Source organism: Anaerostipes amylophilus, assembly GCF_025567365.1.
GTDB classification, from domain to species: Bacteria; Bacillota; Clostridia; order Lachnospirales; family Lachnospiraceae; genus Anaerostipes; species Anaerostipes amylophilus.
On the sequence record NZ_JAOQJG010000007.1, the window covers coordinates 74,890 to 97,919 of the forward strand.

Annotated in this window: 21 protein-coding genes, 1 tRNA gene and 1 other RNA gene; 3 read left to right on the forward strand and 20 right to left on the reverse strand. The window is 36.7% G+C overall.

What is annotated here, in order from left to right; genetic code table 11:
- Positions 1-33: 33 nt before the first annotated feature.
- Positions 34-690, reverse strand: a complete 657-nt coding sequence (locus OCV53_RS10610; RefSeq protein WP_055198216.1) for an SdpI family protein — start codon at positions 688-690, stop codon at positions 34-36.
- Entirely contained in the window at positions 671-955 is a 285-nt protein-coding gene (locus OCV53_RS10615) for an autorepressor SdpR family transcription factor (protein ID WP_055198218.1), read from the reverse strand. The genes OCV53_RS10610 and OCV53_RS10615 overlap by 20 nt, the downstream gene beginning before the upstream one ends.
- Positions 956-1,144: 189 nt before the next feature.
- Here OCV53_RS10615 and OCV53_RS10620 point away from each other — a divergent pair, with 189 nt between their 5' ends.
- On the forward strand, positions 1,145-2,068 hold the full coding sequence (locus OCV53_RS10620; protein ID WP_055198220.1) for a Cof-type HAD-IIB family hydrolase: 924 nt from the start codon (positions 1,145-1,147) through the stop codon (positions 2,066-2,068).
- Positions 2,069-2,200: 132 nt separating this feature from the next.
- Here the strand turns inward: OCV53_RS10620 and OCV53_RS10625 are convergent, their stop codons facing one another.
- From OCV53_RS10625 to OCV53_RS10680, 12 genes are all read right to left on the reverse strand, one after another.
- Complete coding sequence (locus OCV53_RS10625; RefSeq protein ID WP_242852161.1) at positions 2,201-2,524, reverse strand: hypothetical protein; 324 nt, start codon at positions 2,522-2,524, stop codon at positions 2,201-2,203.
- Between the two features lie 71 nt (positions 2,525-2,595).
- Complete coding sequence (locus tag OCV53_RS10630) at positions 2,596-2,853, reverse strand: hypothetical protein (protein ID WP_055198224.1); 258 nt, start codon at positions 2,851-2,853, stop codon at positions 2,596-2,598.
- A gap of 23 nt (positions 2,854-2,876) precedes the next feature.
- Positions 2,877-3,527 carry a YczE/YyaS/YitT family protein gene (locus tag OCV53_RS10635; RefSeq protein WP_070097227.1) on the reverse strand — a complete coding sequence of 217 codons (651 nt, stop codon included), beginning with the start codon at positions 3,525-3,527 and terminating at the stop codon, positions 2,877-2,879.
- Between the two features lie 123 nt (positions 3,528-3,650).
- Positions 3,651-4,880 carry a tyrosine--tRNA ligase gene (gene tyrS, locus OCV53_RS10640; protein WP_055198225.1) on the reverse strand — a complete coding sequence of 410 codons (1,230 nt, stop codon included), beginning with the start codon at positions 4,878-4,880 and terminating at the stop codon, positions 3,651-3,653.
- A 255-nt stretch (positions 4,881-5,135) separates the two neighbouring features.
- A complete protein-coding gene (locus OCV53_RS10645) occupies positions 5,136-6,500 on the reverse strand; it encodes a PFL family protein (RefSeq protein WP_009204555.1) in 1,365 nt (454 codons plus the stop codon).
- Positions 6,501-6,512: 12 nt separating this feature from the next.
- Positions 6,513-6,785 carry an ACT domain-containing protein gene (locus OCV53_RS10650; RefSeq protein WP_015530898.1) on the reverse strand — a complete coding sequence of 91 codons (273 nt, stop codon included), beginning with the start codon at positions 6,783-6,785 and terminating at the stop codon, positions 6,513-6,515.
- 22 nt (positions 6,786-6,807) lie between these two features.
- The gene (locus OCV53_RS10655) at positions 6,808-7,590 is read right to left on the reverse strand and encodes an MBL fold metallo-hydrolase (protein ID WP_022374626.1); all 783 of its coding nucleotides are present in this window, start codon (positions 7,588-7,590) and stop codon (positions 6,808-6,810) included.
- A gap of 107 nt (positions 7,591-7,697) precedes the next feature.
- A complete protein-coding gene (gene coaE / locus OCV53_RS10660; protein ID WP_055198226.1) occupies positions 7,698-8,285 on the reverse strand; it encodes a dephospho-CoA kinase in 588 nt (195 codons plus the stop codon).
- A gap of 13 nt (positions 8,286-8,298) precedes the next feature.
- Positions 8,299-10,938 carry a DNA polymerase I gene (gene polA / locus OCV53_RS10665; RefSeq protein WP_055198228.1) on the reverse strand — a complete coding sequence of 880 codons (2,640 nt, stop codon included), beginning with the start codon at positions 10,936-10,938 and terminating at the stop codon, positions 8,299-8,301.
- Between the two features lie 267 nt (positions 10,939-11,205).
- The gene (cysK, locus tag OCV53_RS10670; RefSeq protein ID WP_055198230.1) at positions 11,206-12,135 is read right to left on the reverse strand and encodes a cysteine synthase A; all 930 of its coding nucleotides are present in this window, start codon (positions 12,133-12,135) and stop codon (positions 11,206-11,208) included.
- Between the two features lie 142 nt (positions 12,136-12,277).
- Complete coding sequence (locus OCV53_RS10675) at positions 12,278-12,715, reverse strand: RrF2 family transcriptional regulator (RefSeq protein ID WP_022374630.1); 438 nt, start codon at positions 12,713-12,715, stop codon at positions 12,278-12,280.
- Positions 12,716-12,738: 23 nt separating this feature from the next.
- Positions 12,739-13,353: a DUF4362 domain-containing protein gene (locus OCV53_RS10680; RefSeq protein ID WP_022374631.1), complete on the reverse strand. Its 615-nt coding sequence runs from the start codon at positions 13,351-13,353 to the stop codon at positions 12,739-12,741.
- 122 nt (positions 13,354-13,475) lie between these two features.
- Here OCV53_RS10680 and OCV53_RS10685 point away from each other — a divergent pair, with 122 nt between their 5' ends.
- Together OCV53_RS10685 and OCV53_RS10690 are read left to right on the forward strand one after the other, a co-directional pair.
- On the forward strand, positions 13,476-14,090 hold the full coding sequence (locus OCV53_RS10685; protein WP_022374632.1) for an NUDIX hydrolase: 615 nt from the start codon (positions 13,476-13,478) through the stop codon (positions 14,088-14,090).
- 133 nt (positions 14,091-14,223) lie between these two features.
- Positions 14,224-14,307 (forward strand) — tRNA-Leu (locus tag OCV53_RS10690).
- Between the two features lie 37 nt (positions 14,308-14,344).
- Here the strand turns inward: OCV53_RS10690 and OCV53_RS10695 are convergent.
- The 6 genes from OCV53_RS10695 to gltB form a co-directional block, all read right to left on the reverse strand.
- Positions 14,345-14,515 carry a (2Fe-2S)-binding protein gene (locus OCV53_RS10695; protein WP_022374633.1) on the reverse strand — a complete coding sequence of 57 codons (171 nt, stop codon included), beginning with the start codon at positions 14,513-14,515 and terminating at the stop codon, positions 14,345-14,347.
- 44 nt (positions 14,516-14,559) lie between these two features.
- Positions 14,560-15,687 (reverse strand): AI-2E family transporter, encoded by a 1,128-nt coding sequence (locus OCV53_RS10700; protein WP_022374634.1) that lies wholly within the window; start codon positions 15,685-15,687, stop codon positions 14,560-14,562.
- Between the two features lie 95 nt (positions 15,688-15,782).
- Positions 15,783-15,959: non-coding RNA, 6S RNA (gene ssrS, locus OCV53_RS10705), on the reverse strand.
- A gap of 67 nt (positions 15,960-16,026) precedes the next feature.
- Positions 16,027-16,620: a DUF5662 family protein gene (locus OCV53_RS10710; protein ID WP_022374635.1), complete on the reverse strand. Its 594-nt coding sequence runs from the start codon at positions 16,618-16,620 to the stop codon at positions 16,027-16,029.
- Positions 16,621-16,778: 158 nt separating this feature from the next.
- Positions 16,779-18,266: a glutamate synthase subunit beta gene (locus OCV53_RS10715; protein ID WP_055198232.1), complete on the reverse strand. Its 1,488-nt coding sequence runs from the start codon at positions 18,264-18,266 to the stop codon at positions 16,779-16,781.
- A 9-nt stretch (positions 18,267-18,275) separates the two neighbouring features.
- Complete coding sequence (gene gltB, locus OCV53_RS10720) at positions 18,276-22,820, reverse strand: glutamate synthase large subunit (RefSeq protein ID WP_055198233.1); 4,545 nt, start codon at positions 22,818-22,820, stop codon at positions 18,276-18,278.
- Between the last annotated feature and the right edge of the window lie 210 nt (positions 22,821-23,030).

The window sequence follows — 23,030 nt, forward strand, 5'->3', positions numbered from 1 at the left end:
TCTGATTTCTTTTTTATCTACCACAATGCTTTTTTACATAACTCTATGCCTCTTATAATAAATATAAGAAGCAATCGCAGGAATCAATGTAACGATCAAAATAATCCCTACTGCTGCTCCAATTGGATCAACAAACTTCTGAAATCCAAGCAGAATCGTCAAAACTCCACCGATGATCCACCATTTTCTCGCCATTCGATGCGTATAATCCCAATTTTCTTCATTATCCAATGTCCATGGAAGTTTGATTCCGATCATATAGTTCTGTCTGCACTTTGGAAGATAGTTTCCAACAACGATCAGAACTATTCCTAGTAAAACATTCGTCCACAGATTTAAATTGATCACGTCTTTATATCCTAATGCATTTCCATAGATCATTACCCCACACCAAAGTGATACAACCGGACAGATACATAGGATCAGATGATAAATCTTAGACCCAACATTCCTTTTCTTAGGATCAAATTCTGTGATAACACTACATAAAATATGCACTGCCAGCAAAAACAGATAAATTCCTGCTACTGCAAATAATTTGCTGCTGTATCGATCGGCCTCGCCGTTTCTTCCAAAATGTGTTGCCACCTGTGCTGGCAACTGATCCCATAATAAGAATCCAGCAAACATTGGTAATAAAATTACAATACAACTTGCAATAAAAAACTTCTTATTCTTCTTTAACATCATGATTCCCTCCCTTCAATTCTGACAACCATAACATAACTTCCTCAACAACTGATGTATTTAACGTGTAGTAAATATAATTTTTCTCTTTCTTCTCGAAGATCAGCTCTGCTTTTTTAAGAATCTTCAAATGATAAGAAATGGTTGCACCTGTCATATCAAAGCAAGAACCAATCTCTCCAGCGGACATACTACCATCCCTCAACATCATAAGAATCTCTCTTCGTATTGGGTCTGATAAAGCTTTAAATGTCTCTGCAAATCCCATAATTCTCATCCTTCCTGTACCTATTTAGAAATATTTCTAATTACTTTATAGCATGATGTATTTCAAAAGTCAATTAGTATTTAGATTTTTTTCTAAATAGTTTTTATTGCAGAAATTTAACATAGATATCATTTAAATTTTGTATTTCCCTGTTACTATCATCTTATACACACGAAAGGAGTACTTAATATGATACGATTATTTGCATCCGATATGGATAGAACTTTATTAAATGACAAAGGATATATATCTGACCGAACGATCAATGCGGTGAAAAAATTGCAGAAACATGGAATTCATTTTATTGTAAATACTGGAAGAGATTATCGCGCTGCAAAAAGAGAACTTGATGCGGCATCTCTTTCCTGTGATATGATCTGCCACAGTGGGGCTTGCACTTATGATGTGCACGGCAATGGATTTCATATCGCTTCGCTTCCAAAAAGTATTGCAAAACAGATCTTAACTGTTTTTGAACGGCATGGTGCTTTTGCTGACATTGCAACGGAATATGGAAAAACCTCGATCACTGATAAAAATACGTTATTATCTTATTATAAAAATGAAGTGTTTCCTGCCGTTGAACAAGAAGGTAAAGTATATTTCCGTACTTGGCACGACTTTGCAATGATGGTTTCTAAAGTTCGCTTTTTTGAAGGAAAAGAAAGTCTGCTTGGCTGTGAAACACCAATTTATAAAATCTCTACTACATTTTTTGATCAAGATAAGATCAATGCTTTAAAAGATGATATTCATGGGATTGATCAGTTACATGCGGTATCAACTTCCAAAAATGATCTGGAGATCACACATGTAAATGCACAGAAAGGAACAGCTCTACTTCGTTATGCCCAAACAAAAAAGATCACTCCTTCACAAATCCTTGCGGTTGGTGATAGTGGGAATGATCTTTCTATGTTATCTCTTGATCTTGGAGTCACTGCTGCTATGGCAAATGCTTCTGCTACTGTGAAAGATGTATGTTCTGTCATTGCTCCTTCTAATGATCAGGATGGCGTTGCATTCTTGATTGAAGATATTTTAGAGCAAAATGAACTGGCTGCACGAGTTCGTCGTTCTTTTTGTTTGGCATTGGACTATTCCAAAATTTAGCTTAGATTACATACAATATTTTTGAAATTGATACCTCAGTTTTAACTTTTCTTTTGTTTTCCATCCAAATTTTGTTTCAATTCCAAAGATTCCTAACAATCCAAAAATCTGCATCTGTAAGATTCTGATCTTCTAATCCATATCTGCCTGTTCATATTGTTTCTTAAGAGTCTGTTCTAAGAGCCATAAACGGATTTCTAAGATCACGAACAAAATAAAGCCTGCAATTACGAGCACTGTTACCGCACCTAACAAAATCATTGCTGTATTTTTCATTTTATCTGTAAGATCCCTATCACTTTTTCCAGAACCTGCAGTCTGCTTTCCTTTGTACCCATTGTTCTTTAATGCTGCATTCTTCTTAATCTGTTCTGGTGTGTTTACCATCTTCTGAAGTGTTTCCACATTATAGTAATATCCCGGAGTTACGTCCACTGCCTTCCATCCAGACTCCATCTTTATATACGGAACCTACGTATGCTTTTAAATATAATGATTTTTTCTGTTCTGATATTACACGCATCATTTCATCTGAATTCTTCTGGAATCTGATCTTTTCCATATCTTAATTCATGAATGCCATGCACCATATCCTTTCTTGCCTGCTCTACAGCTTCTAATTTACCATCCGTAAGCCAAAAAACACTTGCCATACAAACGATCAGAAAGATTACAAAACCATATAAGCCTTTTCGTCTGATCGGCATTCCATACATAAACAGGCACGCTCCAAACAATCCAGACATCATAAATTTCGACAATTTTCTACATATTTTTTGTAACATAAAGGGCTTTCATTATCTCTGGCTTATAATTCTACAGTGATTCCTGCAAGATTCTGCATTGGATGTTTTAGGAAATAATTATAAACTGCAATGACTCTTCCTGTAAAAATAACTGCCAGTACAGTTCCAATTCCAAGTCCTATGATATGTCTTGTAAATACAAGTCCAATGATTCCTGACGTACAAAAACAAGTAACATCAAAAACATTTTTGCCAATCCCCATGCCTTTGCCAAGTTTATCTCCTATCGTCGCTGCAAGTGCATCTGCAGGGTTTGGTACAAGTTTCATATTAACCATCGTTGCTGCACCTATTCCCGTAACAACGATTGCAAAAAATAATACCAGAAGTTTCTGTCCCAATGTATCTGGTACAATATTTAAATACCGGTCAAAAATATTAATAAATACACTTGTCACAAGACTCATTGGAATCTGTAATAATTCATATAATTTAAACTCTTTCCCTTTTAAGATTGCCTCTATCAACACACAAAAGCAGTAAAATACAAAGGTTATTGCTCCTAGGTTTAAATGCCAGATATGACAGATATTATATGGAATAGATATAATCGGTGATACTCCTAATAATGTCTTTGTATTTAATACAATTCCAAGTGCAAGCACGATCAAACCGATAAAATATATGATTCCTCTTGTGCATTTTGTTTTCAAAGTTCTCTTCCTCTTTTCTTTTTCTGATTCTCTTTCTAATATTTCTTTTTTTATTTTCCTTTTGAATATCGAAAAAACCCCGGAGTATCAACTCTCCGGGATTCCTGCTTGTTTATTTTTTAATTATTTTTCTTTAATCTGGCAGAATTTTTTCTTACCTTTCTTTAATAAAATACGATCTTTATCATCAAAGTCTGCTTTACCAAACGTTGCATCAATTGCATCTACTTTCTTACCATTTACAGAAACTCCACCCTGCTGTACCATTCTTCTTGCATCTGAACGAGTTGTGCAAAGTTTAGAATCTACTAACATTGTAAGAATGTCGATTCCTTCTGCTAATTTATCTGCTTCGTATTCAAATGTTGGAGCATCTTCATTTGCTCCGCCACTTACGAACATTGCTTTTGCAGCTGTCTGAGCTTTCTTCGCTTCTTCTTCTCCATGAACGATCTTTGTAACTTCATAAGCAAGAACTTCTTTTGCTTTGTTGATCTCTGCTCCTTCTAAGGCTCCCAGTCTTCGGACTTCATCCATTGGAAGGAATGTAAGAAGTGATAAGCATTCTTCTACTTTCACATCTTCGATATTTCTCCAGTACTGGTAGAAATCGTATGGAGATGTCTTCTCTGGATCAAGCCATACAGCACCTGCCATTGTTTTACCCATCTTCACTCCGTCGCTTCTTGTAAGAAGTGTTAATGTTAATCCGTAAGCATCTTTCTTTTCTTTTCTGCGGATCAAGTCAGCTCCTGCAAGGATATTAGACCACTGGTCGTTTCCACCCATCTCTAATTTACAGCCATATCTTCTGTTTAATTCAAGGAAATCATATCCCTGCATTAACATATAGTTAAACTCGAAGAATGTAAGTCCTCGTTCCATTCTCTGTTTGTAACATTCTGCTGTTAACATCTTATTAACTGAGAAATGAACTCCAACTTCGCGTAAGAAATCAACATAATTTAGATTTAATAACCAATCTGCGTTGTTTGCTAAAATTGCTTTGTCATCATCAAATGTGATAAATCTTGATAACTGCTCTTTGAAACGTTTTGCATTGTGATCGATTGTTTCTTTTGTTAACATATTTCTCATGTCAGATTTTCCAGATGGATCACCGATCATTGTTGTTCCACCACCTAACAAAGCGATTGGACGATGCCCAGCTTTCTGCATATGCATCATTGCCATGATCGTTAAGAAATGTCCAGCTGTTAAACTATCTGCTGTTGCATCAAATCCAATATAGAATGTTACTTTTTCTTTTCCTAACAGTTCTCTTAATTCTTCGTGTGTTGTCTGTGCGATAAATCCTCTTTCCTGCAGCACATCATATACATTTTGACTCATTTTATATATCTCCTTTTAAATTCTTTTCTTAATTTGTGTTTATATCTATATAATTTAGTCCACGGCATATGCCGTTCCTTTGAATTTATGGGAACTCCTCTATTATTTTGTGTAATTGCTCCCATGTTCTCTTAACAGATGATCCGGACATTCGTTCTTTGACTGTATGCATGTCCATCATATCTGATTCTGATAATATAATGTCTGCATGCTGATCTAATACCCCAAAATTGTCACCTCGATACTTTCTGATCTCTAGTTTTTAAAGCTGTGGATTGGTGCTGGAATTCTTCCACCACGATTTACGAATGCATCGCATGAGAATTCATTTACTGGCATGATTGGTGCATATCCAAGTAATCCACCGAATTCTACCTGATCTCCAACATCTTTTCCAATAGCTGGAATGACACGGACTGCAGTTGTCTTCTGGTTGATCATTCCAAGTGCCATCTCATCTGCGATCAATCCAGCAATCGTTGTTGCCTTTGTTTTTCCTGGAATTGCGATCATATCAAGTCCTACGGAACATACACATGTCATTGCTTCTAATTTTTCAATTGTTAAAGCTCCTGCATTGACTGCGTCGATCATTCTCTGATCTTCGCTGACTGGAATAAAGGCTCCACTTAATCCACCTACATAAGAAGATGCCATAACTCCACCTTTTTTCACCTGATCATTTAACATTGCTAAAGCTGCTGTTGTTCCAGGTGCTCCTGCATATTCTAATCCAATCTCTTCTAATATTTCTCCAACACTATCTCCTGCCGCTGGTGTTGGTGCAAGAGAAAGATCAATGATACCAAATGGGATTCCAAGTCTCTTAGAAGCTTCTTTGGCTACTAACTGACCGACACGAGTTACTTTAAATGCTGTTTTCTTAATTGTCTCGCAAAGAACTTCAAAATTTTCTCCACGTACATTTTCAATCGCACGTTTTACAACTCCAGGTCCGCTGACACCTACGTTAATGATCGCATCTGCTTCTGTAACTCCATGGAAAGCTCCTGCCATAAATGGGTTATCATCTGGTGCGTTACAGAATACTACAAACTTCGCACATCCAAGACATTGATTGTCTTTTGTAAGTTCTGCTGTTTCTTTGACGATCTCACCAATTAATTTCACTGCATCCATATTGATTCCTGTCTTTGTAGAACCTACATTCACTGAAGAACATACAAAATCAGTCTCTGCTAATGCTTTTGGAATAGAACGGATCAGAAGTTCATCTGCTTTTGTCATTCCTTTGCTTACTAATGCGGAATATCCACCTAAGAAATTGACTCCAACTTTCTTTGCTGCTGCATCTAAGACTTTTGCAAGTTCTACAAAATCATCTGGTGTTTTACATACATTCCCACCAACTAAAGAAATTGGTGTAATGGAAATTCGTTTATTAACGATTGGAATACCAAATTCATTTTCGATATCTTTTCCTGTCTTTACAAGGTCTTTTGCAACTGTTGTAATCTTATTATAAATATTCTCCTTGACTTCCTCTAGTGTTGTTCCCACACAATCTAATAAACTGATACCGATTGTGATCGTACGAACATCTAAATTCATCTCATGGATCATTTTATTCGTTTCAAATACTTCATTCAGATTAATCATGATGCCACCCCGCTAAATTCTGTGCATAATATCAAAGATTCTTTCGTTCTGCGCCTGAATTACAACACCGATTTCTTCACCGATCTGTTTTAACTCGCTAGATAGTAACGCGATATCTTTGGATGAACCAGCTGGATCTACGACCATCATCATATTAAAAAAACCGCCTGTGATCGTTTGGGAGATGTCTAAGATGTTAACATTGTTGCTAGCTAAATAGTTGCATACTTTTGCGATGATTCCAACACCGTCTTTTCCAACAACTGTGATTACTGTTTTTTCCATTTGTGTTTTTCCTCCTAAATGCTTATGATACACTGGTTACGGTAGATACCGTATCTCTTCTGGCCACTTCAATCGGTAATGTGAAATTATGTAAAGAAATCTTTACCGTTTCATAAGCCAGTTTTTCATAGTTATTTTCTTTACTCAGATGTCCAAGATAGACTTTCTTTGTCTTTGGAGTTGCAACTTCCTCGATCAGCTCAGCACATCTTTCGTTCGATAGATGTCCCTGTTTTCCAAGAATTCTTCTCTTTAAGTAATATGGATAACGTCCAACCTGTAACATATTCACATCGTGGTTAGCTTCTACAAATAAAATATCAGAATCATAAATCTTCTCAACCAGATATTCATCGTAGTCTCCAAGGTCTGTTGCAATACTTGCTTTGGCTCCTTCTTCTGAGTAAAACGAGTAACAAACAGGATCTGCTGCATCATGCCATATGTGAGATGCGTTGACTTTCATATCTCCAATCTCAAATGGCTTGTCTGCTTCTATTGAATGAAAAAGGCTCTTATCTACTTTCCCAAGGTTCTTGTAATCAAAGATCGCATCGATCGTCTTTCCTGTCGCAAAAATTGGAAGTCCATATCGTCTTGCGATAACTCCAAGTCCCTTGATATGATCCGTGTGTTCATGTGTGATCAAAATTCCATCAAATTCTGGAACCGTAAGATCAAGTTCTGAAAGGGAATTCTCAATGCGCTTTGCACTAACTCCACAATCAACTAATAAATTTGTCTTCTGTGTTCCAACATATATGCAATTTCCTTCACTGCTGCTTGCTAAACTTGATAGTTTCACGGATTATACCTCTTTCTTCTCTTCTGGGCTGACCCTATTGGCAAACATTATATCATAAGGTTATTTAAGATTCAAGAATTGCACTGTATTCTTAAATGTACAAAATATCAACCAAGAATCTTTATAATTTGTGCTTTTGTGTCTTCTAAATCACCTGAATTATCAATGATATGGCTTGCCATAGATTTAAATTCTTCTTCACTTTGCTGCTTTGCGATCATCTGTGCAATTTTTTCATCAGAATATCCTCTGGATACTCTAAGGCGCTCATAACGCACTTCTTCTCTTGTATAAATATACCATAACTGGTCAAATCTCTTTTCATAACCTGCCCCAACTAACAAAGCTGATTCTACAACGACCAGACCTTCTGGTTCTTCTTTTCCAAACTGATCGATTCTTGATAAGATTTCTTCATCTACATTTTTATGAGTGATACTGTTTAATAAGGAAAGTTTTTCTTCATCATGAAATACGATCTCTCCAAGCACTGGACGGTTGATCGTTTTGTCCTCATTTAAGATCCCATTTCCAAATGACTGAATGATCGCATCATAACTTCTTGCTCCTGGTGCCATCAATTCATGTGCCACATGATCAGACTGAATGATCTTTGCATGATAATCATTTTCTAAAATATTTAGTATCTCACTCTTCCCAGAGCCGACACCTCCAGTAATTCCTATGATCTTCATTTACTTTCACCTCTTATTTAGCCTCATACCAGCTTGCTCCCTGTTCAATGTCAATACTTAATGGCACACGAAGACTTGCTGCATTCATCATTTCATTCTTTAAAATTTCTTTGACTTCATCAAATTCATCCACATGTGTTTCAATCAAAAGTTCATCGTGAATCTGTAAGAGCAGACGAGATTTCATCTGTTTTTCTTTTAATTTCATATTCACTCTTACCATCGCGATCTTGATGATATCTGCAGCTGTTCCCTGAATTGGAGAGTTCATTGCCACACGTTCTCCAAAGTTTCTCTGCATGAAATTGCTGGATTTTAATTCCGGGATCGGACGGATTCGGTTGAACATTGTCTTTACATAACCATCTGTCTTTCCTTTTTCCACTTCCCCGTCTAAGAATTCTTTAACACGTGGATACATTGCAAAATAACGATCAATATATTCCTGTGCCTGTTTTCTTGAAATCTTTAAGTCCTGACTTAATCCAAACGCACTTAATCCATAAATAATTCCAAAGTTTACAGCTTTTGCCTCTCTTCTTTGTGTACTTGTCACTTCATCCATCGGAATTCCAAACACCTCAGAAGCTGTTCTTGCATGAATATCCTGATTTTCTTCATATGCATGAATCAGTTTTTCATCTTCTGATAAATGTGCAAGTACTCGAAGTTCAATCTGAGAATAATCGGCATCTAAGAATACATAACCGTCCTCTGGTAAAAATACTTTTCGGATTGCTCTTCCAAGTTCCATACGGATTGGTATATTCTGAAGGTTAGGCTCTGTACTGCTGATTCTTCCCGTTGCTGTGATCGTCTGATTAAACTTTCCATGAATTCTCTGATCATCCTGAATAAAGTTTGCCAGTCCATCTGCATACGTTGATTTTAATTTGGTCAACTGTCTGTATTCTAAGATCATTGGAATGATCGGATAGAGATGTTCAATCTTCTCTAGCACTTCCACACTCGTAGAATATCCAGTCTTAGTCTTCTTCGCACCTTCTAACTTCATATGCTCAAACAAAACAACACCTAGCTGTTTTGGAGAATTGATATTGAATTCTTCGCCTGCTTCTTTGTAGATAGAATCCTGTAATTCTTCAATTCTTCCAACCAGCTGATCTCCATACTCTTTCAGTGCTTTTGAATCTACATGAATTCCACGAACTTCCATATCATGAAGTGCAAACATCGTTGGTATCTCAATTTCACGATAAAGATCCATCATCTCAAGCTCTGTTAATTTATTACTTAATGGTTTGATAGCCTCTCTTGCAACATAAGCTTCATACCCCATGATCTTCTTTCCAGCATCACTTAAAACTCCATCAGATACCATTGGATGCTTCTTATCGATCAATTCTTTTCTGGATGGAAGCATCATAGATTTGTAATCTCTTGCGATATCATCATATTCGTAAGTACTTTTTAATGGATTTATCAGATAAGCAGCCAAAGAAACATCAAAAATGCTCTTTGTCATCTCATTGATCGTTAAATGAGACAAATGCTCTTTCACTTCCATCATCGCTACATGTTCCATCTTCTGATATAAATGATCGACTTTCTCATACAAGAAATCTTCTGTTAAGAATCCAAATCCCTCACAGCTAAATAGGTATACTTCTTCTCCTTCTGTATTTAATGCAACCCACATCGCATCATTCTCTTTATAAATAGAAATCCCAGCTTCTTTTTTCTTCGCTGTCTTTGCAAAAATATCTTCCGCCTCTGCAAGATCAACAATCTCTTTGATCTTGACTTCAAAATCTTCCTGTTCTTCCCCATCAAAACGCTTTAAAATCGCCTTAAATTCCAGTTCTTTTAACATATGATAAGCTTCTTTTGTATACAAGTTGCCCAGTTTTGCTTCTTCAAATGTAATATCGATCGGACTGTCTAACTTGATCGTTGCAAGTTCCTTACTCATAACACCCTGATCATAATATTCTTGTAGATTGTTCTTTGCACGATTTGGTTTCACTTCATCGATATGCGCATATGCATTTTCAAGAGTTTTAAACTCTTTGATCAGTTTCGTTGCCGTCTTTTCACCAATTCCTGGAATTCCTGGAATATTATCGGATGCATCACCCATCAAAGCTTTCACATCGATAAATTCTTTCGGTGTTACCTGATATTTTTCCAATACATCATCTTCATAATAATCTTCAACAACCGTTCCCGCTCTGTTTGTCTTTGGAATACGGATCTGCACTTTCTTCGTTGCAAGCTGTAAGAGATCTCGGTCTCCAGATACGATTTTCACCTCAAATCCTGCTTCTTCTCCAAGAACAGACATCGTTCCAAGAAGGTCATCTGCTTCATAACCCTCCTTCATCATCAAAGGAATGTTCATCGCCTGCAGTACTTCACGGATTACAGGCACCTGTTCTCTTAATTCATCTGGCATCCCTTTTCTTGTTCCTTTATAATCCGCAAACATTTTGTGACGGAATGTCGGTGCCTTTAAATCAAATGCAACCGCTAAGTGTGTTGGATTTTCTTCCTCTAAAAATTTAAACATGATATTTAAAAAACCAAGCACCGCATTCGTATGAAGCCCCTGACTATTTGTCATATCTGGAAGTCCATAAAATGCACGGTTTAAAATGCTGTTTCCATCGATCAATAATAGTTTCTGTTCCATGCCAGATGTCTCCTTTTCTCTAATTCTATACTCTGAAATATTTTAACACAAAGATTGTTGGATTTGAAGTAGGCTTTCATATATGTAACAAAAATAAGATAAGAACACCGATTTGACGAGATGTTTAAAATACATTCAAAGCTTCAATCCTCTGTCTGAGAAATTCCTAATTTATAGCCAATAACATTCTCCACACGTGTTCGGTAGTGGTTTCGATCACGTATAATATTCCACCAATAATTTCCATCATCAACCACAAATTAAAATCTATGAAAACAAAGGAGTTGACAAATATCGATCCCCATTATCAGGAAGAAATGCTACAATTGTTTTTCCTTTATTTTCTTTCCGTTTTGCCACCTGAATTGCCGCATAAAGTGCTGCCCCAGAAGAAATTCCAACTAAAATTCCTTCTTCCAATGCAATTACTTTTCCATAATCAAAAGCATCTTCATTTTCCACTGGAATGATTTCGTCATAGATATCTGTATTTAACACTTCCGGCACAAATCCGGCTCCGATTCCCTGAATCTTATGCGGTCCTGCCTGACCTCTTGAGAGCATTGGAGATGTTGCTGGTTCAATTGCGATGACCTGCACATCTTCTTTCTTGGATTTTAAATATTCTCCAACTCCTGTAACAGTTCCTCCCGTTCCAACTCCTGCAATAAAGATATCAACATCTCCGTCTGTGTCTTCCCAGATTTCTGGTCCTGTTGTCAAACGATGAACTTTTGGATTGGATGGATTAATAAACTGTCCTGCAATGAAAGAATCTTCGATTTCTTCCGCTAATTCTTCTGCTTTGGCAATCGCTCCTTTCATCCCAAGCGCACCATCTGTTAAAACAATTTCTGCTCCATATGCTTTTAACAGGTTTCTTCGTTCCACACTCATTGTCTCTGGCATTATAAGAATGACTCTGTATCCTTTAGATGCACCAATTGCAGCAAGTCCGATCCCTGTATTTCCTGATGTTGGCTCGATAATAACTGATCCCTCTTTCAGCCTTCCTGCCTCTTCCGCATCCTGGATCATCTGATATGCGATACGATCTTTAGCACTTCCTGCTGGATTATATCCATCTAATTTTACTAATAATCTTACTTGCAGTTTAAATCTTTTCTCTATTTTTTCAACTTCTACTAATGGGGTTCTCCCGATTAATTCTGTAACATTTTTATATATGTTTGACATTGTTTTGCTCCTTTTATTTTAATTTTCATATATTTCCTATCTTTTTAATATGTTATTAGTATAACAGATTCCAATATAATGTCAAATATTTTCTTGCCCATTAACATTTTACCCCTAAAAAGAAAAAAGACCATGTGATCTTTTAGATCACATAGTCATTTCCACCTTTGATTCTTGCTTTATTCACAATATCTTCTAAAGTAATTGCACTTAAATATTCTTCAATTACCTGTCCAAGTCCTTCCCAAATCTCAATCGTTGGGCATTCATGATAGCGGTCGCACTGGTTTACTTCATCATCCAAACATGCTACTGGCTGTAAACTTCCTTCCGTTATTTTTAAAATCTCATAAATTGTATAATCTTTTGGATCTCTGGAAAGCTGATAACCTCCTTTAGGTCCTCGTAAACTCTTTAAATATCCTCTGATACTTAACTGTCTTACGATCTGTTCTAAATATTTTACTGATATCTCCTGTCTTCTTGATATGTCTTTTAATGCAATCCAGTCACCCGTATGATGCATTGCAAGATCGTACATTAATCGAACGGCATATCTTCCCTTTGTTGAAATTTTCATAAATCATCTGCTCCATTTTCTTATTATTCTTTAATATCCAGCAGCTGTATCGCTGTTTTTAAACTGCGGACATCTTGTGCTTCATCAAATGTCAGTTTATTATTTGTTGTCAGGATTGCTGTATAATGACCATCCTGTTTATAAATTTTGTAATAGTCATAAGTATATTGTACATATTTTTCACTACCATAAGCATCTCGTGTGGAATCTTCCACATAGTAAAATTTACCATCTACATTCGAAACATATTGAAGGATCGGATCTCCTTCCACTGTATACTGACAGATTACAATTGCACAATCTTTTTGATCTTTTACATCTTTTAAAAACTGATCCCAGATTTTTTTACTCGCTTTATCAAATGACTCATTCTCAATTACTACAATTTCTTGATCTGAGGCCTCTTTTGATGTCATTTCTTTGGGGTATTTTGAAAGCAACTTCTTGATCTGATCATATTTTGAAAGTATTTTAATTTCAATCTTCTCTTTCTTTTTTGTTTCTTTCGTGGTTTTCTCTGTTTTCACAGCTGTCGTTGTTTCTTTTGTATGTTTGGCTGATTTTCCACAACTTGTGAACGAAACTGCTATCAGAAGTGTTACCGTACTTAGCACAGTCATCATAATTTTCTTTCTCATCCTGTCTCCTTTTTTCTGTAATCTCCCTATTTCATATCGCTTTAGTATATAATACTTGTTTTTGTATCTATTGTCAATCTTGTTATGATGCTTTACAATAGAATATACAGGAGGTACAACCTATGAGTAAAATAAACAAGATCACACCTTTAACGAATGTAAAATTTTTAAATCTTTATGAATTAGAAGCTGAAAATAAATTTGGGAATACACACCCTTATTATGTTGCAAGCCGAAAAGACAAAAATACAATGATGGCAGCTACAAAGAAAGTAATCCCTGATGGTGTTGTTATTTACAGTTTGTTCGGAGAAAAAGCTGATAAACTGATCATGGTAAAACAGTTTCGTTATCCTTTAAACGATTATACATATGAACTTCCAGCAGGACTGATTGATCCTGGAGAATCTGTGAAAGAAACCGCAGTCCGTGAGATGAAAGAAGAAACAGGACTTACTTTTACTCCTGCCGAATTTGATGATTTTTTAAGTCGTCCTCATTTTTCTTCTGCCGGAATGACGGATGAAACTAACTGTACCGTTTACGGAATTTCTACTGGGATGCCAAATCTTGATCATTTAGAGCCAAATGAGGATTTATCAGTTGAATTAGTAGACAAGACTGAGGCAAAACGTATTTTGAAAGAAGAAAACCTTTCTGTAAAGGCTTATTATCTCTTGTTACATTTCATACAGAGTGATCCTTCTGATCCTTTTGCATTTTTGAAATTGAACTAAAAATTAAATGATAATAATCTCTGTGACATATTCTTATTCTTCACAGAGATTATTATTTAAATAAAGTTTGATAAAAATCATTGACATTGAGATAAAGAAATGATAATATATCTTAGGTCGAACAATTGAATCTGCCGATGTGTCGGAACTGGCAGACGAGACAGACTCAAAATCTGTTGTTCTTATGGACGTGTGGGTTCGAGTCCCACCATCGGCATTAAAAAAGAATCTCTTTCTAGAGATTCTTTTTTTATTTATAGATTCTGTATTAATTCTTCAATCTCATCCAAACAGGCACCACAGACAGTTCCTACTCCTGTTACGTCTTTGATCGCTTCAACTGTTTTCGCGCCTTCTTCATACGCATCAATGATCTGCCCTGCTGTGATATCAAGGCATGGACAGATGATCTGATCTCGATCCATAAAAATACCTCCTTTGATTTATAGAAGTATTATGTACATTTTCGTCAAGGTATATCCACATTCTTTTTCTTAATCTGCTTATTTACAACTTCTGCAAACAACTGATACACTACAGAACAAAATGGAATACTAAAGAGCATTCCTGCAATTCCTGCGATATTGCCTCCGATCGTTACCGCAGCCAACACCCACATTGCTGGAAGTCCAACAGAATTTCCTACGACATGCGGATAAATGACATTTCCTTCAAACTGCTGCACAACGACAAACATAATAATAAATATGATTGCCTGCTTCCAGTTTACCATCAAGATCAGCAATACGCCTACACAACACCCAATAAATCCGCCGATGATCGGAATCAATGACATTGTTGCAATAAAAACTGCTATCAAAACTGCATATGGAAGTCTTAATAAAGTCATAGATGCAAAAATGAGACTTCCAAGAATTACAGCCTCTAAACACTGTCCGGAAAGGAAACTTGAAAATGTATTATTGGATAATCTTCCAACTCTTACAATATATTTCGCAGTCTTCTCTGGTAGAAAAGCCACTAATACTTTTCTCACCTGCACAGATAATCTTTCTTTTTGTAATAACGCATTCAGTGCAAAAACAAAGCCTAATCCAAAACTTACGACAACCTGTACTGCATTCGAAATGACACTCACTGTAGAATTCAGCATATTAGTAGCACTATCCTGCAAAAATGATATCAATCCTCCACTAATTTTATCCCAGTCAAAAGTAATCTGATTTACATACTTATGTACCATTGGCTTATTGATCGAATAATGTTCTAAAAAATCTTGTATTTCTTTTACATACCCTGGAATATTATTTGATAATTTGAAGATTGTTTCAACAAGTTCTGGAATGATCAGTCTTGAAACTAATATGATCACACCAACAATGCTTAACAATGCTGCAATAAGACTTAACGCTCGCTTTCCTTTTCTCACCTTATGAAACACTCGATTTTCAAAAAAACGCATTGGAACATTAATTATAAAAGCAAGGCAACTTCCCAAAATAAACGGAAATGCAACAGAACTCGCATAGGAAATTCCAGAAAACACAATCTTTAGATTGCTTAATATCAAATATAATGTAATTCCAAACGCCACTAATATAAATGGTGTTTTATCATTTTCTTTAAAAAATTTCACAAATTTTCTCCTTTTTATTTTACAGTTTATTTCTTTCGCAAATTTTTAAAAGGGACTGCTAAAACTAACAGTCCCTCACTTTATCTTTTGCATATCATATACCCGGAATGCCGGTCTCGCAATTTTGACGCCTAGCAGAGCTAGGTGGGTTTTCTCGATCAACGTTCTGCCGTCCCCCAGTATCAGGGCTTGACATCCAGTCAATTATATGAAGTCCCATGACAAATAAATGTAGGTTCAAAATAGCAAGTTATCGCACACCCCAGGCTTCTTATCTCATTTACATTACATATTATACTGTAAGTATGTTAAGATTTCAAGTCACAGATACATGAAATTCTATCCAATTTTAATATTTTTTGAAAATGGCTGAAATGGTGATATCTTATCATAACCACTGATGTCCTCTTTCAAATCCTTTTTCAGGTATGCAAATGTGTATTTTTCGCCTTTTTTTGCATACATCTTCAAAAGTTTTAATAAATAATTCTTCGATGCATCGCACATGATCGTTGCTCCAATTCCATGTTCGAAATATTCAAGCGGACTCTTCTGGTCAAACTTATCACCATTATAAATCTTTCCGGCACTGACTCGGTCTACGAACATCTCTGCCATATACTTCTTAGGAATCTTCATTCCCACAAGTCCCGGATGTTCTTTGTCAATACTGTAATCAATCCAGTATTCGAAATGATGACGATTACGACCTTTGTGATGAAGCCATGCGGTAGAAATTCCTTTGTCCATTCTTTCTGCATTATTCGGACTTGCCGTTCCCTGATAGTATTTTGCACCTGCCAGAAATTCAGTTGGCGAATATTTTGACATATCATGCATAATCCCCTGATAATATAGTCCTAACTTGAAACAGCCTTTTGCTACCAGAATCTTATGTCTTGTGATTGTTTTAAAATGTCCAATAAAATGCATAACTTACATCTGCTCCCTCTCGATATCTTCTCTAAGAATCTTTTCTCTATCGATTATCATAGCAAAAACTATTCCAATTGAAAAGAGGTTATCGAAAAAAAGTGATGTCAGATGATATATTTCTATCTCTGACATCACTTTTACTTTTTCCAGTAAGATTACAGGTTTGTATATCCCATTAACCGTTTGTCAACTTCACGAGCTGCATCTCTTCCTTCACGGATTGCCCATACGACCAGTGACTGTCCTCTATGCATATCTCCTGCAGTAAAGACATTCTCGACGTTTGTAGCAAAGCTATCTGGTTTTGTTTCTACATTTGTTCTCTGGTTTACTTTGACACCAAAGGCTTCTGTAACATATGCTTCACTTCCTAAGAATCCTGCTGCGATCAGTACTAAATCTGCTGGAATTTCTTTTTCAGATCCTTCCACTGGTACCATCATCATTCTTCCAGTTTTCTCGTCTTTTTTACTTTCAAGACTTACTAAAACAGCTTTTGTTACTTCGCCTTTTTTATTCATCTTAAACTCTTTAACGGTTGTCTGATAAATACGAGGATCATGTCCAAAAACAGCGATTGCTTCTTCCTGACCATAATCTGTCTTGCAGATTCTTGGCCATTCTGGCCATGGGTTATTTTCTGCACGTTCGTCTGGAAGTTTTGGCATCATCTCTAACTGAGTCACACTCTTTGCTCCATGACGGATGGATGTACCAACACAGTCATTTCCTGTATCTCCACCACCGATAACGATGACGTTTTTGCCTTTTGCAGAAATAAATTTCTTATCTTTTAATCCAGAATCTAACAGACTCTTTGTTGTAGATTTTAAGAAGTCAACTGCAAAATAGATTCCTTTTGCTTCGCGTCCAGGAACTTCAATATTTCTTGGATTAGAAGATCCACATGCTAAGATCACTGCATCGTAGTCTTTCTTTAGCTGTTCTGGTTTGATATCTTTTCCGACGTTTGTATTTGTTACAAAATGAATTCCTTCTTCTTTCATGATCGCAATCTTACGTTCTACGATATGTTTTTCCAGTTTCATATTAGGAATTCCATACATTAGTAATCCACCAAGACGGTCGGAGCGTTCGTACACAGTCACTTCATGTCCACGTTTATTTAAAGAATTTGCTGCAGATAATCCAGAAGGTCCGGAACCAATGACTGCAACTTTCTTTCCTGTACGAAATTTTGGTGGTCTTGCTTTGGCAAGTCCGTGTTTGTATCCATATTCGATGATACTTAACTCATTTTGTTTGGAACATACAGGATCCCCATTTAATCCGCATGTACAAGCATTCTCGCAGAGTGCCGGACATACACGTCCGGTAAACTCTGGAAATGGGTTTGTTTTTTTAAGTCTTAAATATGCCTGTTCCCAGTTTTCTGTATAAATCAGGTCATTCCATTCTGGTACCAGATTGTTTAGTGGACAACCTGATGCCATTCCATTTAATAATACTTTTCCTGACTGACAGAATGGTACTCCGCAGTCCATACATCTTGCACCCTGTTTCTGCTGTTCTTCTCTTGAAAGAGGAATATGAAATTCATTAAAATGTTTGATTCGTTCTTTCGGAGATTCTGCACGGGCGTCTTCTCTTTCATAATCTAAAAATCCAGTTGGTTTTCCCATAATTTCCTCCTATTTTCCTGCATTTGCTTTCATATTAAATGCTTCCATCTGTGCCTGCTCACTGCTTAATCCACGTTCTTCCATCTGAACGATCAGATTTAACATTGCTTTGTAATCATTTGGCATGATCTTCTTAAATTTAGGCAGGTACTGTTCAAAGTCTTTCAGAATTTCTTTTCCTTTTTCGGAATTTGTATATGCAACATGTTCTTTTAACATATCTTTTAATTCGATAACATCGTATTTAGATGTTACAGTTTCTACAGAAACCATTTCTTTATTTAAGTTCTTATATAACTTGCTGTCTTCGTCTAATACATAAGCAACTCCACCACTCATACCAGCTGCGAAGTTCTTTCCTGTTGGTCCAAGAACAAGAACACGACCACCTGTCATGTATTCACATCCATGATCTCCAACTCCTTCAACAACTGCTGTAGCTCCTGAGTTTCTGACACAGAAACGTTCTCCTGCAACACCATTGATAAATGCTTTACCGCTTGTTGCTCCGTATAATGCAACGTTACCTACGATGATATTATCTTCTGCTTTGAATTTGACACCTGTTGGAGGACAAAGGATTAATTTACCACCAGAAAGTCCTTTTCCGAAGTAGTCATTGCTATCTCCAACCAACTGTAATGTAAGACCTTTTGGAATGAAAGCTCCGAAGCTTTGTCCACCGGCTCCATTACATTTTACAATATATGTATCATCATCTAATGCCTGTTCACCCCAACGTTTTGTGATCTCTGATCCAAAGATCGTTCCAAATGTACGGTCAATATTTGTAACGTCCAACTGAATGATCTTCTTTTGTTTCTTCTCAAGTGCTGGCATTAATTCTTTCATCAGAACTTTCATATCTGCTGTCTTTTCCAGTTTGAAATCATATACATTTTTATGATTGTAATCCATCTTCTGAGCTGGATCATATTTATATCCAAGAATCTTAGACAAGTCAACATGTTTTTCGGCTGCTTTTGCGTTTGGTTTTAATAAGTCTGTACGTCCAACTAATTCATCAACAGTAGCAACTCCTAATTTTGCCATATATTCTCTTAATTCCTGAGCAATAAATCTCATGAAGTTGATAACATATTCAGGTTTTCCAGCGAATCTCTTACGTAATTCTGGATTCTGTGTTGCGACTCCGACTGGGCATGTATCTAAGTTACATACTCTCATCATGACACATCCAAGTGTTACAAGTGGTGCTGTTGCGAAACCAAATTCTTCGGCTCCAAGCATTGCTGCGATTGCTACGTCTCTACCACTCATTAACTTACCGTCTGTCTCAACGATAACTTTGTTACGAAGATCATTCATTAACAGATTCTGATGTGCTTCTGCAAGTCCAAGCTCCCAAGGAAGTCCTGCATTGTAGATAGAGTTTCTAGGAGCAGCTCCTGTACCACCATCGTAACCAGAGATCAAGATAACCTGTGCTCCAGCTTTTGCTACACCAGATGCAACAGTTCCGACTCCTGCTTCGGATACCAGTTTTACAGAGATTCTTGCATCTCTGTTGGCATTCTTACAGTCATAAATTAACTGTGCCAAGTCCTCGATAGAGTAAATATCATGATGAGGTGGTGGTGAGATTAAGCTTACACCGGCTGTTGAATGACGAGTTTTTGCTATCCATGGGTAAACTTTCTTACCTGGAAGATGTCCTCCTTCTCCCGGTTTTGCTCCCTGTGCCATCTTGATCTGAATCTCTTTGGCACTTACTAAATATTCACTTGTTACTCCAAAACGTCCAGATGCAACCTGTTTGATCGCTGAGCAACGATTTAATCCGTCTCTTCCAACTTTTAATCTCTCAGGTCTTTCTCCACCTTCACCACTGTTTGATTTACCACCTAATTTGTTCATAGCAATCGCCAGTGTTTCATGTGCTTCTCCGGAAATAGATCCGTAAGACATTGCTCCTGTCTTGAAACGTTTGACAATAGAATCAACGCTTTCTACTTTCTCGATTGGAATACCTTTTTCTGGGTAATTGAATTCCATTAAACCTCTTAAGTTTCCTGGCTCTAATTCCTTATCGATCATATCTGTATACTGTTTAAACAGCTCATAACTTCCTGTTCTTGTTGCAACCTGAAGTGTATGAATCGTCTGTGGATTGTAAAGATGCTGTTCTTTTCCACTTCTGCATTTATGACTTCCTGAACTCTCTAATGTCAGATCATTCTCAAGTCCGAGTGGATCAAAGGCTGTATCATGTCTTGCATCTACATCCGCTTCAATATCTTTTAATGAAATACCTTCCACTCTGCTGACTGTATTTGTAAAATATTTTTCAATAACATCAGAATTAATACCAATCGCTTCAAAGATCTGAGATCCCTGATAAGACTGTAATGTTGAAATACCCATCTTAGATGCGATCTTAACGATTCCATGAAGGATCGCATTTGTGTAATCTTCAACAGCTGCATAGTAATCTTTCTGAAGCATATTTTCATCGATCAGTTTCTTAATTCCCTGTAATGCAAGGTATGGGTTTACTGCACATGCACCATATCCTAACAGTGTTGCAAAATGATGAACTTCTCTTGGTTCTCCACTCTCTAAGATCAGTGCAACAGATGTACGTCTCTTTGTCTTGATCAGATACTGATGCATTGCGGATACTGCTAATAATGAAGGAATTGCCACATGGTTTTCATCGACTCCTCTGTCAGAAAGAATGATGATGTTGGCTCCATCTCTGTAAGCTCTGTCTGTTTCTACGAATAAACGGTCTAATGCTTTCTCAAGAGATGTGTTCTTGTAATATATAATAGGAAGTTCTACAACTTTAAATCCTTCTTTGTTCATGGATTTGATCTTTAACAGGTCTGTATCTGTAAGGATTGGGTTGTGTACTTTTAATACGCGGCAGTTTTCTGGTTTCTCATCTAAGATATTACCTTCTTTTCCGACATAAACCGTTGTTGATGTTACAAGTTCCTCACGGATCGCATCGATTGGAGGGTTTGTTACCTGCGCAAATAACTGTTTAAAATAGTTAAATAATGGCTGATGGCGGTTAGATAACACTGCAAGTGGTGTATCATTTCCCATCGCTGCAATCGCTTCTGTCCCATTTAATGCCATTGGAAGAATTGCTGTACGGATATCTTCATATGTATATCCGAACGCTTTCATCAGTTTTTCACGTTCTTCTGCTCCGTATGTTGGAACTGGTTCATTTGGAATCTTTAAGTCTTTTAATTCCAACAGATTACTATCTAACCATTCACCATATGGTTCTTTCTCTGCGTATTTTTCTTTGACTACATCATCTGCGATCACTTCTCCTTTGATCGTATCAACCAATAACATCTTTCCTGGATGAAGTCTTTCTTTAACTACGATCTTTGTTGGATCGATGTCAAGAACTCCAATCTCTGATGATAAGATCAGCTGATCATCATCTGTGATATAGTATCTTGATGGACGAAGTCCGTTACGGTCAAGTACCGCTCCTACCTGATCACCGTCTGTAAAGATGATAGATGCAGGTCCATCCCATGGTTCCATCATTGTTGCATAGTACTGATAGAAATCACGTTTCTCCTGTGAAATGACTTTATTGTTCTCCCATGGTTCTGGGATTGTGATCATGATCGCATGTGGAAGATCCATACCACTCATAACTAAGAACTCTAATGTATTATCAAGTCTTGCAGAGTCAGATCCGTTTGGGTTTACCACTGGGATCAGTTTGTGCATTTCATCTTTGAGGTACTCTGATTCCATATTCTCTTCTCTGGCAAGCATCTTATCGGCATTTCCACGGATTGTGTTGATCTCTCCGTTATGTACGATAAAACGATATGGATGAGCTTTCTCCCAGCTTGGTGTCGTATTTGTACTGAATCGTGAATGTACAAGTGCGATTGCTGATTCGTAATCTGGATCCTGAAGATCTTTAAAGAATGTACGAAGCTGTCCAACTAAGAACATACCTTTATATACGATCGTTCTGCTGGATAATGAAACGACATAAGATTCTTCATTACTTTGTTCGAATACTTTTCTTGCAATATATAATTTACGGTCAAAATCAAGTCCTTTTTCAACGTCTGCTGGTTTTGCAACGAATCCCTGTAAGATCTTTGGCATGCATTCTACTGCTTTCTTACCAAGAACTGCTGGTACTGTTGGAACCTCTCTCCATCCAAGGAATGTCATTCCTTCTTTCTCAACGATGATCTCGAACATCTTCTTTGCTTGACGAAGTCTTAATTCGTCATTTGGAAAGAAGAACATTCCAATTCCGTATTCTCTTTCTTTCCCGATATTGATTCCAGCTTCTTTGCAGGCTTTGTTAAAGAACTTATGTGAAATCTGAAGCATGATTCCTACACCGTCTCCTGTCTCTCCTGCTGCATCTTTTCCTGCACGATGCTCTAATGTCTCAACAATCTTCAGTGCATTATCTACTGTCTGATGATTCTTGACTCCCTTAATATTTACACAGGCACCGATACCGCAGTTATCGTGCTCAAAACTTGGATCATATAATCCAGGAATTTGATTTGTCTGTTTCATATCCATTCATCCTTTCTCGCTGTGTTCTCTCGTTGTTTTTTCTTATCATATCGAAATTTTCCCTAGTTGTAAAGTATGAATTTTCTTAAGTTGTCAGATAATTAGACTTCTTGAGATTATATATAGTTATTTTCTGATAATATATTAAATTATCTCTTATTTTCTCGTTTATTAAGCACTATTTCTCAAAAACTTTTTTAAAAAAGTTGTACTATT

What these genes read in the sequence shown, in the direction of transcription:
- OCV53_RS10610 (WP_055198216.1), bottom strand. Translation starts at nt 690, where the DNA reads ATGATGTTAAAGAAGAATAAGAAGTTTTTTATTGCAAGTTGTATTGTA.
- OCV53_RS10615 (WP_055198218.1), bottom strand. Translation starts at nt 955, where the DNA reads ATGGGATTTGCAGAGACATTTAAAGCTTTATCAGACCCAATACGAAGA.
- OCV53_RS10620 (WP_055198220.1), top strand. Translation starts at nt 1,145, where the DNA reads ATGATACGATTATTTGCATCCGATATGGATAGAACTTTATTAAATGAC.
- OCV53_RS10625 (WP_242852161.1), bottom strand. Translation starts at nt 2,524, where the DNA reads ATGGAGTCTGGATGGAAGGCAGTGGACGTAACTCCGGGATATTACTAT.
- OCV53_RS10630 (WP_055198224.1), bottom strand. Translation starts at nt 2,853, where the DNA reads ATGTTACAAAAAATATGTAGAAAATTGTCGAAATTTATGATGTCTGGA.
- tyrS (WP_055198225.1), bottom strand. Translation starts at nt 4,880, where the DNA reads ATGAGTCAAAATGTATATGATGTGCTGCAGGAAAGAGGATTTATCGCA.
- OCV53_RS10645 (WP_009204555.1), bottom strand. Translation starts at nt 6,500, where the DNA reads ATGATTAATCTGAATGAAGTATTTGAAACGAATAAAATGATCCATGAG.
- OCV53_RS10650 (WP_015530898.1), bottom strand. Translation starts at nt 6,785, where the DNA reads ATGGAAAAAACAGTAATCACAGTTGTTGGAAAAGACGGTGTTGGAATC.
- coaE (WP_055198226.1), bottom strand. Translation starts at nt 8,285, where the DNA reads ATGAAGATCATAGGAATTACTGGAGGTGTCGGCTCTGGGAAGAGTGAG.
- polA (WP_055198228.1), bottom strand. Translation starts at nt 10,938, where the DNA reads ATGGAACAGAAACTATTATTGATCGATGGAAACAGCATTTTAAACCGT.
- cysK (WP_055198230.1), bottom strand. Translation starts at nt 12,135, where the DNA reads ATGTCAAACATATATAAAAATGTTACAGAATTAATCGGGAGAACCCCA.
- OCV53_RS10675 (WP_022374630.1), bottom strand. Translation starts at nt 12,715, where the DNA reads ATGAAAATTTCAACAAAGGGAAGATATGCCGTTCGATTAATGTACGAT.
- OCV53_RS10680 (WP_022374631.1), bottom strand. Translation starts at nt 13,353, where the DNA reads ATGAGAAAGAAAATTATGATGACTGTGCTAAGTACGGTAACACTTCTG.
- OCV53_RS10685 (WP_022374632.1), top strand. Translation starts at nt 13,476, where the DNA reads ATGAGTAAAATAAACAAGATCACACCTTTAACGAATGTAAAATTTTTA.
- OCV53_RS10695 (WP_022374633.1), bottom strand. Translation starts at nt 14,515, where the DNA reads ATGGATCGAGATCAGATCATCTGTCCATGCCTTGATATCACAGCAGGG.
- OCV53_RS10710 (WP_022374635.1), bottom strand. Translation starts at nt 16,620, where the DNA reads ATGCATTTTATTGGACATTTTAAAACAATCACAAGACATAAGATTCTG.
- OCV53_RS10715 (WP_055198232.1), bottom strand. Translation starts at nt 18,266, where the DNA reads ATGGGAAAACCAACTGGATTTTTAGATTATGAAAGAGAAGACGCCCGT.
- gltB (WP_055198233.1), bottom strand. Translation starts at nt 22,820, where the DNA reads ATGGATATGAAACAGACAAATCAAATTCCTGGATTATATGATCCAAGT.